14 protein-coding genes are annotated in these 14,215 nt (G+C 46.5%); 9 read left to right on the top strand and 5 right to left on the bottom strand.

Annotation, left to right across the window (positions count from 1 at the left end):
* Positions 1-31: 31 nt before the first annotated feature.
* The 6 genes from fabI to FD961_RS03415 all read left to right on the top strand — a co-directional run bounded on the left by fabI (position 32) and on the right by FD961_RS03415 (position 6,435).
* Positions 32-817 (top strand): enoyl-ACP reductase FabI, encoded by a 786-nt coding sequence (gene fabI / locus FD961_RS03440; RefSeq protein ID WP_071465010.1) that lies wholly within the window; start codon positions 32-34, stop codon positions 815-817.
* The gene (gene chrA / locus FD961_RS03435; protein WP_215394119.1) at positions 814-2,142 is read left to right on the top strand and encodes a chromate efflux transporter; all 1,329 of its coding nucleotides are present in this window, start codon (positions 814-816) and stop codon (positions 2,140-2,142) included. Before fabI ends, chrA begins: the two co-directional genes overlap by 4 nt.
* Positions 2,143-2,178: 36 nt before the next feature.
* Positions 2,179-3,063 (top strand): MaoC family dehydratase N-terminal domain-containing protein, encoded by an 885-nt coding sequence (locus FD961_RS03430; RefSeq protein ID WP_215394118.1) that lies wholly within the window; start codon positions 2,179-2,181, stop codon positions 3,061-3,063.
* A 40-nt stretch (positions 3,064-3,103) separates the two neighbouring features.
* Positions 3,104-4,480 (top strand): MmgE/PrpD family protein, encoded by a 1,377-nt coding sequence (locus FD961_RS03425; RefSeq protein ID WP_215394117.1) that lies wholly within the window; start codon positions 3,104-3,106, stop codon positions 4,478-4,480.
* Between the two features lie 23 nt (positions 4,481-4,503).
* Positions 4,504-5,349, top strand: coding sequence for a CoA ester lyase (locus FD961_RS03420; protein WP_215394116.1), 846 nt, complete (start codon positions 4,504-4,506; stop codon positions 5,347-5,349).
* 96 nt (positions 5,350-5,445) lie between these two features.
* Positions 5,446-6,435: a tripartite tricarboxylate transporter substrate-binding protein gene (locus FD961_RS03415; protein WP_215394115.1), complete on the top strand. Its 990-nt coding sequence runs from the start codon at positions 5,446-5,448 to the stop codon at positions 6,433-6,435.
* A 60-nt stretch (positions 6,436-6,495) separates the two neighbouring features.
* Here the strand turns inward: FD961_RS03415 and FD961_RS03410 are convergent, their stop codons facing one another.
* The 5 genes from FD961_RS03410 to FD961_RS03390 form a co-directional block, all read right to left on the bottom strand.
* Positions 6,496-6,864, bottom strand: a complete 369-nt coding sequence (locus tag FD961_RS03410; RefSeq protein ID WP_215394114.1) for a Rap1a/Tai family immunity protein — start codon at positions 6,862-6,864, stop codon at positions 6,496-6,498.
* A 22-nt stretch (positions 6,865-6,886) separates the two neighbouring features.
* On the bottom strand, positions 6,887-8,053 hold the full coding sequence (locus tag FD961_RS03405; RefSeq protein ID WP_215394113.1) for a DUF3300 domain-containing protein: 1,167 nt from the start codon (positions 8,051-8,053) through the stop codon (positions 6,887-6,889).
* Between the two features lie 174 nt (positions 8,054-8,227).
* Positions 8,228-8,851, bottom strand: coding sequence for a hypothetical protein (locus tag FD961_RS03400; RefSeq protein WP_251371319.1), 624 nt, complete (start codon positions 8,849-8,851; stop codon positions 8,228-8,230).
* The gene (locus tag FD961_RS03395) at positions 8,848-10,107 is read right to left on the bottom strand and encodes an exo-alpha-sialidase (protein WP_215394112.1); all 1,260 of its coding nucleotides are present in this window, start codon (positions 10,105-10,107) and stop codon (positions 8,848-8,850) included. Before FD961_RS03395 ends, FD961_RS03400 begins: the two co-directional genes overlap by 4 nt.
* Positions 10,104-11,825, bottom strand: coding sequence for a glycosyltransferase family 39 protein (locus FD961_RS03390; RefSeq protein WP_215394111.1), 1,722 nt, complete (start codon positions 11,823-11,825; stop codon positions 10,104-10,106). Before FD961_RS03390 ends, FD961_RS03395 begins: the two co-directional genes overlap by 4 nt.
* Before the next feature lie 191 nt (positions 11,826-12,016).
* Between FD961_RS03390 and FD961_RS03385 the strand changes: the two genes are divergently transcribed.
* The 3 genes from FD961_RS03385 to FD961_RS03375 all read left to right on the top strand — a co-directional run bounded on the left by FD961_RS03385 (position 12,017) and on the right by FD961_RS03375 (position 14,208).
* Entirely contained in the window at positions 12,017-12,355 is a 339-nt protein-coding gene (locus FD961_RS03385; RefSeq protein WP_215394110.1) for a c-type cytochrome, read from the top strand.
* Positions 12,356-12,368: 13 nt separating this feature from the next.
* Positions 12,369-13,643, top strand: coding sequence for an NAD(P)/FAD-dependent oxidoreductase (locus FD961_RS03380; RefSeq protein ID WP_215394109.1), 1,275 nt, complete (start codon positions 12,369-12,371; stop codon positions 13,641-13,643).
* Between the two features lie 106 nt (positions 13,644-13,749).
* Positions 13,750-14,208: a phosphate-starvation-inducible protein PsiE gene (locus tag FD961_RS03375; protein WP_215394108.1), complete on the top strand. Its 459-nt coding sequence runs from the start codon at positions 13,750-13,752 to the stop codon at positions 14,206-14,208.
* Positions 14,209-14,215 lie beyond the last annotated feature (7 nt).

The following is a 14,215-nucleotide window of genomic DNA, read 5'->3' as shown; positions in this document are numbered from 1 at the left end:
AGCAAATCATATTTGAAGCAAAGGACACAACATGGGCTTTCTCTCCGGCAAAAAAATCCTCATTACCGGCCTCCTCTCCAACCGCTCAATCGCCTACGGCATCGCCAAGGCCTGCCACCGTGAGGGCGCTGAGCTTGCCTTTACTTATGTAGGCGAGCGCTTTAAGGACCGCATCGTCGATTTTTCAAAAGAATTCAATTCAGAACTCATTTTTGACTGTGATGTCGGTAGCGATGAGCAAATTTCTGCACTATTTAAGGATTTAGCCAAATCCTGGCCTCAGTTTGACGGTTTTGTTCATGCCATTGGCTTTGCTCCACGCGAAGCGATTGCAGGTGACTTTTTAGAAGGTCTCTCGCGTGAAGGCTTCAAAATTGCTCATGACATTTCTGCTTATAGCTTCCCCGCTATGGCAAAAGAGGCTTTACCAATGTTGCGTGATAAATCCTCCCTTTTAACCTTGACCTATCTTGGGTCCATGAAGAATGTTCCCAACTACAACACCATGGGTTTAGCCAAGGCTTCTCTAGAAGCTTCTGTACGTTACCTAGCTGGATCAGTAGGCCCTAAGGGTATTCGTGCGAATGGTATTTCTGCTGGCCCCATTAAAACGCTGGCCGCATCTGGCATCAAAGGTTTCAGCAAAATTTTGGAAGCCGTTGAACAAACTGCGCCAATGCGCCGCAACGTCACAATTGATGATGTTGGCAATACTGCTGCATTCTTAATGTCGGATTTAGCAAACGGTATCACTGCTGAAATTATTTATGTAGACAATGGCTTTAGCCAGGTCGTTGGCGGAATGGAAGAAGTTTGAGCGTAAGCCTTTCCGAAGCCCTCAAGTTTTGGGCAAAGCTAGGCTTTATTAGTTTTGGTGGTCCCGCTGGACAAATCGCTGTCCTGCATCAAGAGTTAGTCGAGAAGCGTCGCTGGATTTCTGAGCGGCGCTTTTTACATGCGCTCAACTACTGCATGCTTTTACCGGGACCAGAAGCGCAGCAGCTGGTTACTTATATTGGCTGGCTAATGCATCGCAGTTGGGGCGGCATTCTGGCTGGCACACTCTTTGTATTACCCTCACTCTTTATTTTGATTGCGCTCTCCTGGGTGTATCTCACCTTTGGACAGATGCCGTGGATTGCCGCTATTTTCTTTGGCATTAAGCCGGCTGTCACCGCCATTGTGTTGCACGCAGCAGTTCGCATTGGTAAGCGCACCATTCATAACCAAGCATTGAAGTGGATTGCCTTAGGCTCATTCTTAGCAATCTTTATTCTGAATTTATCTTTCCCCATCATTGTCATTATTGCTGCAGCAATTGGTTATTGGGGCAGCAAACATTACCCAGATTATTTCCAGCAATTCAGCAATCATGAAAGCAATGAAGACAGGCGTTATGGCGATGCCATCATTGATGATGACACCCCTACTCCAATCCACGCGCAATTCCAGCTACAGAAAACAGTGTTGCATAGCGCTATTGCTTTTGGCTGTTGGCTTCTACCTATTGCAATCTTGATTCTCATTTTCGGCTGGAAGACACTCTATCCAGAAATTGCCTGGTTCTTTACTAAGGCAGCCTTTCTCACCTTTGGTGGAGCTTACGCTGTACTGCCTTACGTATATCAAGGTGCAGTAGATCACTTCCATTGGTTAAGTGCCAATCAAATGATGGATGGTTTAGCACTTGGCGAAACTACTCCGGGCCCACTCATCATGGTGGTTGCTTTTGTGGGTTATTTAGCTGGCCATATTCAGCATCTCATCGGCAATAGCAATCCATTTTGGTTTGGTGCATTGGGTGCGGTTGTAGCCACTTGGTTTACCTTTTTGCCATCCTTCTTTTTTATCTTGGTGGGCGGCCCTTTAGTGGAATCCACTCATGGCAAGATTAGCTTCACGGCACCCCTGACTGCCATTACTGCTGCAGTAGTTGGCGTGATTGTCAATCTAGGTCTCTTTTTTGCGTATCACGTCTTTTTACCCCATGGATTGGGCGGCTCTATTTCCTGGATCTCGATCCTGATTTGCGCATTAGCTGCTTTGGCGCTATTTAAATTCCAAAAAGGGGTAATGACAGTTCTCGGTGGCTGTGCTTTGGCCGGTCTTCTGGTCTACTTTTCTAGCGCGTTGATTACGTAATTTAATAGGCTAAGTATTTTTCTCAAGATTGGCATAATGGAAGTTATGCGAATCGAACCTCAAACCATCACCCATCTTCAAGAGTGGCTCGGCAAAACAGAGTCACTTTCAGATACTGTTACGGCCGCCCCTGTGCGCGCCCTATCTGCCACATTAGATCGTCCAGATCCAGAACCTAGCGAAGGCAGCTTTCTTCCTGAGTTATGGCACTGGCTGTATTTCTTACCGCATGCACGTCAGTCTGAGATTGGCCCAGATGGTCATCCTAAGCGTGGTGGCTTCTTACCCCCAGTACCCCTACCTCGTCGCATGTGGGCCGGAAGTCGTGTGCAATGGTTGGCACCTCTCTCTGTTGGCGATGAGATCAAGCGCGTTTCCAAAATTGAATCGGTTACTCACAAAGCAGGTCGTACCGGTGATCTGATATTTGTTTTGGTTAAACATGAAATCTCTAACCAAAAAGGCTTGGCCATTATTGAAGAGCATGACATCGTGTATCGCGATGCGCCCGGCCCCGATGACAAGCCAGTGGCACCTACACCAGCACCAAATGATGCCAAGTGGAGCAAAATAATTACACCTGATGATGTTTTATTGTTCCGTTACTCTGCCCTCACGTTTAACGGTCATCGCATTCATTACGACCGCCAATATGTTACCGAAGTAGAAGGCTATCCAGGTCTGATTGTGCATGGCCCATTGATTGCAACCCTCTTGGTTGACCTAGTGCGTCAGAGCATTCCTGGCTGCAAACTCAAGAGCTTTGAATTCCGCGCAATTCGCCCGACATTTGATATCAATATTTTTAAAGTAAGCGCTAAGCCTGATTTAGATAAAGATCCATCCGGTAAAACAATCGCAATTTGGGCGCAAGATCATGAGGGTTGGCTCACAATGCAAGCCACAGCAGTTTTGGCCTAAAGTAAAAAGTCTATCAATCAGATTCGAGACAACACACTATATGACTACTGAACATTTTTCTCGCGAGCTTGCGAGTTTTGCAGCCGAGCTAAAAATCACCGACATTCCAGATGATGTGATTAACCGCGCCGAAGATCTTTTAGTCGACTGGTTTGGATCGGCTATTGCCGGCAAAGGTTCTCGCCCTGTTGAAACGATTACCCAGTTTGCGCAAAACATGGGTGGCTTTGATCTAGGTCATACAGGCCCTTCAGAAATTCTGATTTCACGCAAAACATCAAGTCCATTTTTAGCGGCCATGGCAAATGCGGCAGCCTCACATGTTGCCGAACAAGATGATGTTCATAACGGCTCGGTCTTTCATCCTGCCACAGTTGTATTTCCACCGGCTCTGGCCTGTGCGCAAGCAATTGCTGCCTCCGGAGAGGATTTGATCGTTGCAGCAGTAGCTGGCTATGAAGTAGGTATTCGTGTTGGTGAGTTTTTAGGTCGCTCGCATTACAAGGTATTTCACACTACCGGTACTGCGGGCACTATTGCAGCGGCTGCAGCCGTAGGGCGCTTACTCAAGCTCAATCCAGAGCAAATGTTGCATGCCTTTGGCTCTGCAGGCACTCAATCAGCAGGCCTTTGGGAATTCTTACGAGATGCTGCAGATTCCAAACAGTTGCATACAGCCCACGCAGCTTCGACTGGTCTCATGTCTGCTTACATTGCGCAAGCAGGCTTTACTGGTGCACAGCACATCCTAGAGGGTAAGCAAGGTTTAGCAGCCGGCATGTCAAGCGATGCTGATCCAAGCAAATTAATTGATCGCCTTGGGACTCGCTGGACTTTGGCAGAAACCAGCTTTAAATACCATGCGTCTTGCCGTCATACGCACCCTGCTGCCGATGCGCTTTTACAAGTCATGCTCACACATAAGCTACAGCCGAGTGATATTGCTAAAGTAGAAACCCTCGTTCACCAAGGTGCAATTGATGTCTTGGGTCCGGTGACCGATCCAGCAACCGTCCACCAATCGAAGTTCTCTATGGGCACCGTGCTTGCCTTAATTGCGCACTACCAATTTGCTGGCTTGCAAGAGTTTGATCAGCATTTCCATGACGATGCCATTTGCCTATTTAGAGATCGCGTCACCATGATGCTTGACCCAGAAGTTGACGGCGCCTACCCACAACGCTGGATAGGCAAAGTCAAAGTTCATTTACTGAATGGGCAGGTATTGGAGGGTCGTGTTGACGAACCCAAAGGCGATCCTGGCAACACCCTTTCTCGAGCAGAAATTACCGACAAAGCGTTGCGCTTAGCAGCGTTTAGCGGCGGCGCAAGCCCAGCTCAGATGCAAACAGCCATTGATCTCTTGTGGAATATTCGCAAACAAGCCAAGATTGGCTCTTTACTTCCCAGTCAATAATTTAGCAACCATAGATCCCTTACATGAATCCACTTGATACCCCACTAGGCTTTCGTAGTAACTTTTTATTCGTCCCAGGCACGCGTCCTGAGCGTTTCGTTAAAGCTCTCGATAGTGGTGCCGGTGCAGTTGTATTGGATTTAGAGGATGCGGTTCCAGAAGAGGATAAAGAAACTGCGCGTGCAGCAATTCGTACTGCATGGCCTATATTTTCTGATGAGCAAAAGAAACGTTTGGTCATCCGCACCAATTCACCTGGTACCAAGTTTTATTCCGCTGATTTAATACTGGCGCAAGCATTACAAGTAAGCTGCATACTGATTCCCAAGAGCGAATCCATTGATCAAATTAACGGTGCAGCGCTACTGTTACCCCATACCGCCATCATTCCCATGATTGAAACTGCGCTAGGTTTAGATCATTTGCGTGAGATTGCCAATGCCAATCAAGTTCTTCGACTTGCCTTGGGTAATTTAGATTTACAAGCTGACCTTGGCATGATCTGTGATCTACAAGAAACTGAGCTTCAAACTGCTCGATACCAAATCGTATTAGCCTCCCGTTTGGCTAACATTGCCCCTCCTATTGATGGGGTTACACCATCCACCGATGACCTCCCACGCATTAGAGAAGATGCCGAGCGTGCCAAACGCATGGGATTTGGTGCAAAACTCTGCATTCATCCAAAACAAGTGGCAATTGTTCAGACTGCTTTTATGCCAACAGCAGAAGAGCTTGCTTGGGCCCACAGAGTGGTCGAGGCTGACCATGCCTCAAAAGGGGGCGCAGTGAAGCTAGACGGGAAAATGATTGACCGCCCCGTAGTCTTGTTAGCCAGAAGAACACTTGCACTTGCTGGTAAACACTAATCTCTTATAAGCCTCAGAACTGTTAAAAAACTGGCAAAATAGCTTCATTAAACGTAAGTCATATACGTTCTTCATAACCAATATAAGAGACTGATCATGAAATTACGCTCATCACTACTGACAGGTTTCAGCGCGATTGTTACTGCCGCGTTGTTTGCTAGCAATGTTCTTGCAGCCGACCCATATCCAAATAAACCAGTAACTCTTGTTGTCCCATTTGCCGCTGGTGGGCCAACTGATGCAGTTGCGCGTCTCATTGCCGTACCAATGGGCAAGGAATTAGGTCAAACCGTCATCGTTGAAAACACCGTTGGCGCAGGCGGTACTATCGCCGCTACTCGCGTAGCGCGTTCTGCTCCGGATGGCTACATGATCTTTATTCACCACATGGGTATGGCTACTGCTCCAGCGCTTTATAAAAAACTGCCATTCGATCCAATGAAGGATTTTGAATACGTTGGCCAAGTAGTTGATGTGCCAATGGTGCTCTTGGGTCGCAAAAACTTCCCACCAAACAACTTTAAAGAACTCGAGGCTTACATTAAAGCCAACAAAGAGAAGGTAACTTTGGCAAATGCAGGTCCTGGAGCCGTCTCTCAGTTGTGCGGACTTCTGTTTATGTCTCGCGAAGGGGTTGAACTTACTACTGTTCCTTACAAAGGTACTGGCCCAGCTTTGACGGATTTGCTTGGCGGTCAAGTGGATTTGCTCTGCGATCAAACCACACAAACCATTCCTTACATCAAAGATGGTTTAGTAAAAACTTATGGTGTGACAACGCCAAAACGTCTGCCTGCGCTGCCGAATATCCCAACCCTCGATGAGCAAGGCTTAAAAGGCTTTGATGTCAAAGTGTGGCATGGTATGTACGTTTCTAAAGGTACACCTCCAGCAGTGATCAACAAGATTAATAAAGCGCTTAATGTGGCTTTGAATGATCCTGAAGTGAAGGCGCGTTTAGCAGAATCGAACATTGAAATTGTTCCACCTGCTAAAAGAACTCCTAATGGCCTCAAAGAACATCTTGAAGCAGAAATTAATAAATGGGGTCCTGTGATTCGTAAGGCTGGTGCTTACGCTGACTAAGAGTCGCCTCTGAAAACAAAAAAGCCAGCATCTCGCTGGCTTTTTTCTTGTGTAGAAGTCTTACTTACAAGGGTAATTATCCGTAAAGAAGTGCATTAAAGTTTTCGCTGCTTTATCTTTATTGAACTGAGGATTAGCCTTAGTCCACACCAGATACTTTTGCAGGACTTCATTGCGAGTCTCGTTTTTATCTGCAAAGCAGATGGTTGGCTTAGCATTTGAAGGGCGATTTGCTAAGTACCCCTGATAGACGCCCTCACCAAAGCCAAAACAAAAACTGCGCCCTTGTTCATCAGCGGGATTTTTGCAGAGCTCTACAAAAGCAGCAGTGCTAGCATCATCTGCAGGAAGATCTTTCTGCGCAAATGCACTCGGAGCAAAAGAAAGAATGGATGCAATTAGCATGAATGTTGCCGGTAATGTTTTCATAACTCTTTTCTCTTAATAAATGTTAACGCCTAAATCCGCTCATATGGCCACCACCGAAGCCGCCACTGAACCCACTCATGTGACCGCCGCCGCCAAAGCCACCGCCACCACCGCCAAAGCCGCCCATATGACCGCCGCCAAAGCCACGTGAGCGATCTTGATCACCATCAAAACGCGCTTGTTCGCGTAGGGCATTTTCTTGAGCAGCCTCACGATAGATATTTGGATTAGCCCTATCCATCTGAGCATCGTTGCGGGCCTCTTGATTTAGGCGGGCCGCTTGATTTCTCTCTTGGGGAGTGGCGTCTTTCTGGAACGCGTTGTTGGCACGTTGGCCATCGATGCGAGCCGCCTCTCTCTCCTCCGGGGTTGCTTTGTTTTGCCAATCATTGAGTAAGCGTTGTTGATTCACAATACTTGCTGGCCCAATAACAGGGCGAGAAGGTATGCGCCCAGATGGATTGATGTTCGTGGAATTAATCGTGCCATTATTCCAATTTGGATAAGTCCAAAAATCATCACCAATAGCAAAGCCAAAACCGAAATCCATAAGGCCCCAGGCTGGGTCATAAATAGGATATGGTGGGTATTCGGGGTATGGCCATGGCCCATAAACTACTGTAGGGTTATAGCTTGGGATGTAAACCACTTTGGCATTCGCCGGAGCAATCAAGATATTGCCGTTTGCATCCGTGGTTACGGTAATTTGCTTATTGGACTTCAGGGTTCCTGCTTTAACAGCGAGTTTTCTTAAAGCTTGAACCGCCTTCATAGTATCTGCGGCTTGTAACTTATAGGCATTTCCTAAGTTTTGAGTCCACTGTAATTTTTTACCCATCAGATTGAATGCTTTTGGAAACGACATTAACGATTTCACGCTATCGTTCCACGACTGCGCCTTAAGCGCATTCTGCAAAGCATCGCCCTTCAAGGAGGCATTACTCATTCGCCAGTTATGCGCCTCCGCCACTTCCAGTGGATAAGTCGAAGCCAGCAACATCAGCGAAAGCAAAGAGTCTGGATAAAGCGCTATAGGAGAAACCAATGATTCCAATTGCGCTGAAGAAATCGTTTGCGGTCCAGCGTTATAGCTTGGATCTTGAGTGTAGCCAGGACTGCCATAGCCCCCGCTTTGCATATATCCCTGAGGGTAATAATATCCATTGGGCTGATAAGGGCCTGGGTTCATGACACATCCATCAAGAAGAGATCCGCAAGCAATAACTAACCCTAGAAGTACGCTCTTTTTCTTCAGTGCTGAAATATTTTTATGACTTACCTGTCTCATGTCTGCCTCAGTATTCATCTCTGCAAATCGCTTACTAGGTTCACTCTACTTTACTACTTTGTTTTTGAGCAAGAATTAACCTGGTCTAAATAAATAACCAGAGCGGGCTTTTTCTTTTCGTTTAGCAAGAACAGCAGCAAACAATGAACAGAATACCCATAAAGCCAAGAACGGGTCTAAAAGGTAATCCCAAAGATTGGCAGACTCATGCCAATGGGCGCTCCAAGCGATGATGGCCAAACCTATAATCCAAACACCTTTGCTCCAATTAGTCAGCCCACAGATTAGAGCGAGTAGAAGCACAAACAACAAGAAGGTAATTGAGCCATAACCCCATGCGTATGGATCATGCATGCTAAGCCCTAATGCAAGAGGGTAAAAAGCAAGGGCAATTATCAGAATGACAAACTTCACTGCAATGGGCGTTGATTTATTGCTGTGTACCAAGGTACTCCATAACAATAATGTAGTGACAATGCTGAGGTCGCCAGTCACACCTCGCACGTAAGCTGCTAAAGGTAGCTCAAGAGACATGCCCAATGGCCAGAAAAAGAGATTAGCGAGTATCAGTAAAAGCAATACTTTTACGATAAATGGGAATACCTCTTGTGCAATTTTCTGGAGAATCCAAATCAGGATCAGAGAGCATGTAATCGACATCTCTACTAATGCAAAAGTTTGCATGAGGCTATTCATCATTGAGCCTCCTTAGAATCAGGCATGGATTGGGCGCTAGATTGCTGTGGCAACTGACTAAAAGCTCGAGTCAGCCATGCACTCGAGAAATAGACATGTCGAATCTTTTTGCGATCCCAGGTGTAGACCAGATGGGCATCATTACCATTGGCGCTCATTAAATAAGGATAGGAATATTCCTTGCGCTGCTCATTTGGTAACGCTTCATCATCTTCCAGCACATCTATCACCTGCCATTGCCCTACCTTGGGATCACTCATCAGTAAAACCAAACGATGACGCCCTACTTCGATATTATTTAAAGCTAGTAAATGCGCGCCACTCTGAAGTGTTAAACCAGCTACAGCAGAGTTGGGATTAGCCACTTCAAGATCACTCGCAGATTGCCAGGATTGCCCTGCATTTTGAGTATGACTTACGGGAATTTGCTTTGCCTGTCCTGCACTTCTTGTTTGACGGAAATAAGCAGTGGCATCTTCGGCTGCATTGACAAACACTAGCGGTTGAATGGCGCTTCGGCCAGAACTCATGCGGCGCTTATCGATCACTTGAGCAGCGTCCAATCTCAAGAATTCGCCAAAACGCCCAATCCACTCGTGATAAGCCGGTAAACCTAAGCGACCATCAGAAAACTGGACTGCGGGTGACTTCACGAGGGTGCTTAAATTAATCAATGGTGAAGTAATCAAGCGCTGAGGACGGCTCCACGTTGAGCCCTCATCATCGGAAAATATGGTTGAGATAGAGCTTCCCGCCCAACCACCAATCGAAACAGTGACAAAAAATAGTTGCAGTCGGCCATCCGACAATCTTGCGGGGACGGGATTGCCTAACTTAGCGATATAACGCGCCAAACCCTTTTCTGCAGCGACCCTATCCATCACTACTACAGGTGCGCTCCAAGCATTTGTCTTAGTATCAAATACCGCAGAATTAATCACCACATCAGCCGCACCCTCTCGGCTACCAGCAAACCAAAAGGCTCTGACGTTTCCATCCTTTAAGACAATTAAGGATGCAGCATGCACTGAGGCGACGCCAGTGTCAGGTACCCAATCAGCCCTTGGGGCAGTTATTGCGGACTGAGTTACCAACTTGAGCTTAGATGCTCCCGGCTTGGAGTCTGATTGAACTTCTTCAGATTCTAATTGAGCGACTTCTGGAATCGTAAATGGCGCCCACGCAGGACGACCTTCAATGTGAATGAAACCCAGCACAGCAGCTAGCAATAAAAAACAAAGGGCAATGACGCGGTTCATCTACAAGCGTCCTTCGCACTCAAAAGGTCTGGATTAGAAACGGGTGTGGTAATCAAATATTCAGTAACAAAAAGATGCTCGCCAATATGACCTAACAGCATTGCTTTAATTTCTTCGTCAGAATGGCGTGCTCTCATTTCCATTCTCTGACCAATGAACTGACATGACTCACAGATGACGGGAGTAACACCCAATGGAGCCTGAACCGCCACTAGAGGATAGGTTTTAGTAAGGCCATCCACATTTCCTGCATCTTTTGCAAGATAACCATGTAGCTGGGCCCCCGGAATGAGTAAGCGATACTCCTCGTCCTTAGCGCGGTAGTCACAAGGAATCCAGACATCCTTACCTTGTACTTGCGCAATGCTTGCCGCTGAGAAACGACCCAACTGCCCCTCCAGCGGGCTCAAGCTACTAGTTAGTGCGCAGTAAGTCAGAAAACAGCCCATGAGGGCAAATGCTTTGCATTGCTCTCGTTTGATGAAGCCGATGATGACGAGGACTACGCAAATTGCCATGAACACCCAATGAATTGGGCTATACATCCATGACCCAGCCTCACCCATAAAACCAGAGAGTTGTAAATTCAGACCAAGCCAAATTAAGAGACCCAAAACAAGGCCTTGCAATAACAAAGCGATCCGGAATCCCCACAATGGCAAACGATCCCAATGCAATGCAATTAAAGTAGCAAACGCCGGCATAACTGGCAAAAGATAACGGCCAGAACGCTGGCTTGGCAAAGAAAAGATGAGCAGGAATGCAGCGATCAACAACAAGAGCAGAACTTCCTCTGCAGACAGAAAACGACGCTCACGCCAACATTGCATGAGCGTTGAGATCAAAACAAAAGTAAATAGTCCCGCATTGGCAAGCGTAGTTAGCAAGAGCATCCAAATGCTATCGCCACCTCGGACTAAATCTAATAGGTAATTGGAGCTACGCGCTGTAAATTTGCCAGCATTCTCACCCAATACAAACTCCCTCCAAACCGCCTCCGGCTGGGGATCAAGCGCAAACCACAAAGCAAATACTGCTAAGGCCAATACCCCAATAAACACTAATTTATACAGATCACGAATCAGTGTTTGAGAAATGCGCCATTGACGCCAATGCCAGTAATACAAACCCAGGGCTAAGGTGGCAGGTGCAATATAGGCAAATGATTTAGCAAAGAGCGCCAAACCAAAACAGATACCAGCCAGTACTGGAAAAAAGAATTTAGATTCAAAGGCATTCTTTCCCCAATACAAGATGGCCAAAAATGGCAGGCTGATCCAAAAGACTTCCGGAGGATCCGTTAGAAAAGGACGTCCATAGCGGTACGTTGCAAAAAAGGATAGCCATACTAAGGCGGCTAAAAATCCTGTTTGCGTTTTTCCACTGAAACGACGCACGGCTAAAAATAAAAAGAAGGCGGTCAAGGCTGTATAGAGTACGCTCGGCCAACGTAGATACTCCAAGCTCCACTGACTTGCCCAATGGGTGCTCGCAATACCTTGCCAAAATATCAGAGGTGGCTTGGTATTTTTGATGCCTTCCATTTGGGACTGAAGGGGCAACCAGCTACCAGCATCAGCTGTCATGCGAACAATGTGCATGTAGGGATACTCGTCGCCATTTTTAGGCGCAAAACGACTATCTAAACCGTATAAATAGGCAAATATTGCCAAAACTAGGCTTAAGAAGGCGTATCGAAGGGTAAATGAGCCACGCATGCCTATAGTTTATAGGGCTTACTCCCTTTGGGAGCGAAATGTCACGTATCGCACTTTTTGTAATAGGCTGATGAAAAATCAATCTAAGTCCAGCAGTACTTTGATGCCGCTACTTGATTAAGATAGAGCAAGAATACGTTTATACAGCTATGGACTGATAGCTGATTCAATTAGGGTGGAGATTAGTAACAATGCGAATCAAGAATTTGAGGCTTGCTATATTGCAAGCTCTAGTGATTACTGGCTTATTGGGCATTTATGCAAAGAGTAGTTTTAGTCAAACTCCAGATGCCACTACTCTTTATAACCGAGGACTAGCGGCAACTTGCGCTAACTGTCACGGCACAGACGGTAAAGGTGTTCCCAATGGTGGGATGCCACTCATCAATGGATACACTAGCGAGCAAATGCTGGCTCAACTCCTGGCTTTTAAATCTGGTGCACGCGAAGGTACGATCATGCCGCAGTTAGCAAAAGGCTACTCTGATGAGCAACTCGAAATCATTGCCAAACAACTTGGCAAGAAATAATTAGGAATACATCATGGATCGTCGATACTTTATTGGTCAGAGTGCAGCAGCACTTGGATTGCTAGCAGGCTTCTCAGGGCAGGCACGGGCAAATTTACAAAAGGCAGAAATTCTTGTGATTGGTGGCGGCTATGGCGGCGCTACAGCTGCTAAGTATCTGCGACTGTTCTCCAACAATACGGCCAAAGTGACCTTGATTGAGCCCAATACCTCATTCATTTCTTGCCCACTCTCCAATCTTGTTGTTGGTGGGTCTCGCACTCTAGCTGAACTCACCAGTCCTTATGACGGTCTCAGCAAGCGACATGGCGTAAAAATTATTCAAGATAGTGTCACGAGTATTGATCCCGATAAAAAAGTAGTGAAGCTATCCTCCGGAAAAATACTGCCATATGACAAAGTAATCGTATCGCCAGGCGTAAGTCTACTCATGAATAGTATTGAGGGGCTATCACAAGCCAATAAGGCTGGAGTGACCCTGCAGGCATGGAAAGCGGGGCCCGAGACTGTGGCTTTACATAAGCAACTAGCCGCTATGCGTGATGGTGGCACTTATGCCATCAGCATTCCTGAAGCACCCTATCGCTGCCCTCCCGGACCTTACGAGCGGGCTTGCCAAGTAGCTAGCTATTTCAAACAAAATAAGCCGAAATCGAAAGTCCTCATCCTAGACGCCAATCAAGATGTGGTCTCTAAGGGTGCTTTATTTAAGAAGGTATGGGCTGAGCAATACCCTGGCATGGTGGAGTACCTACCCAAACACAACGTAACTGCGGTAGATGCAAAAACTAAAACAATTCATTTTGAAATTCAGGATGAGATCAAGGCAGATGTCTTAAATTTGCTTCCCACCATGAGTGCAGGTGAGATTGCGGTCAAAACTGGTCTAGCCAACTCGAATGGTCGCTGGGTGAATGTAAACTTTTTGAATTTTGAATCCACGGCACAAAAGGACATTCATGTCCTAGGGGATTCGATTCAGGTCGCATACGCGATGCCCAAATCAGGGCATATGGCCAATCAACATGCCAAGGTAGCTGCTGCTGCAATAGTTGCTGAACTTAGTGATTGGGAAGTAAACCCCTCGCCAGTTTTAACCAATACTTGCTATAGCTTTGTGAATGCCAAGGAAGTGATACACGTTGCCAGCGTTCACCAATACATTGCTGCTGAGAAAACATTTAAGCCCGTCCCTGGCTCTGGTGGCGTGTCTCCTGGGCCCACCACTCTTGAGGGGATTTATGCATGGGGCTGGGCTCACAATATCTGGGCGGATTCACTTGCTTGACGAAGGTCAACTCTTGCAAAAAAAGAGGTCTTTGCGCCTCTTTTTTTATTTACTTCTCCGAATTGAGAAATATACTGAGATCCATCAATAGAACGCTGGAGGCTTTATGAATATGACCCCTACCTCACCAAAAGATGCCACTAAGCTGGAAGATGCTATTGAAAAGTGGACAGTCCCCATTGGCAACTTATTTGTTTCTCTGTTTCATCGTATCGCCCTATTTGGAATTGGCGCTGCCACCGTATGGTCAGCAGCCGTTGCATTCTTAGGAATGGTCAGTAAAGGCTCAGCCTCAATTGAAGATTTATTGCTGCTATTTATCTACTTAGAGATTGGCGCCATGGTGGGTATTTATTTCAAGACCAATCATATGCCTGTGCGCTTCTTGATCTATGTTGCCATCACAGCAGTTACCCGCTTGATTATCGATCTTGTAAACACTAAGCATGAAGCAGATATGGCCATTTTGTTCATGGGCATCACTATTCTAATTTTGGCATTAGCCAATGCTGTAGTGCGTTACGCGTCCTTCAAGTTTCCCAGCAGAAATAGCGATAACGAATAAAAAACCT

Source organism: Polynucleobacter sp. TSB-Sco08W16 (genome assembly GCF_018687455.1).
GTDB lineage: Bacteria > Pseudomonadota > Gammaproteobacteria > Burkholderiales > Burkholderiaceae > Polynucleobacter.
The sequence above is the reverse complement of the archived record's forward strand: the minus strand, read 5'-3'. Positions and strand labels throughout refer to the sequence as shown.

Coding starts and splice junctions, on each gene's coding strand:
- FD961_RS03395 (WP_215394112.1), bottom strand. CDS start 10,107: ATGAACCGCGTCATTGCCCTTTGTTTTTTATTGCTAGCTGCTGTGCTG.
- FD961_RS03415 (WP_215394115.1), top strand. CDS start 5,446: ATGAAATTACGCTCATCACTACTGACAGGTTTCAGCGCGATTGTTACT.
- FD961_RS03405 (WP_215394113.1), bottom strand. CDS start 8,053: ATGAACCCAGGCCCTTATCAGCCCAATGGATATTATTACCCTCAGGGA.
- FD961_RS03425 (WP_215394117.1), top strand. CDS start 3,104: ATGACTACTGAACATTTTTCTCGCGAGCTTGCGAGTTTTGCAGCCGAG.
- FD961_RS03380 (WP_215394109.1), top strand. CDS start 12,369: ATGGATCGTCGATACTTTATTGGTCAGAGTGCAGCAGCACTTGGATTG.
- FD961_RS03410 (WP_215394114.1), bottom strand. CDS start 6,864: ATGAAAACATTACCGGCAACATTCATGCTAATTGCATCCATTCTTTCT.
- FD961_RS03385 (WP_215394110.1), top strand. CDS start 12,017: ATGCGAATCAAGAATTTGAGGCTTGCTATATTGCAAGCTCTAGTGATT.
- FD961_RS03400 (WP_251371319.1), bottom strand. CDS start 8,851: ATGATGAATAGCCTCATGCAAACTTTTGCATTAGTAGAGATGTCGATT.
- FD961_RS03420 (WP_215394116.1), top strand. CDS start 4,504: ATGAATCCACTTGATACCCCACTAGGCTTTCGTAGTAACTTTTTATTC.
- fabI (WP_071465010.1), top strand. CDS start 32: ATGGGCTTTCTCTCCGGCAAAAAAATCCTCATTACCGGCCTCCTCTCC.
- FD961_RS03375 (WP_215394108.1), top strand. CDS start 13,750: ATGAATATGACCCCTACCTCACCAAAAGATGCCACTAAGCTGGAAGAT.
- FD961_RS03430 (WP_215394118.1), top strand. CDS start 2,179: ATGGAAGTTATGCGAATCGAACCTCAAACCATCACCCATCTTCAAGAG.
- FD961_RS03390 (WP_215394111.1), bottom strand. CDS start 11,825: ATGCGTGGCTCATTTACCCTTCGATACGCCTTCTTAAGCCTAGTTTTG.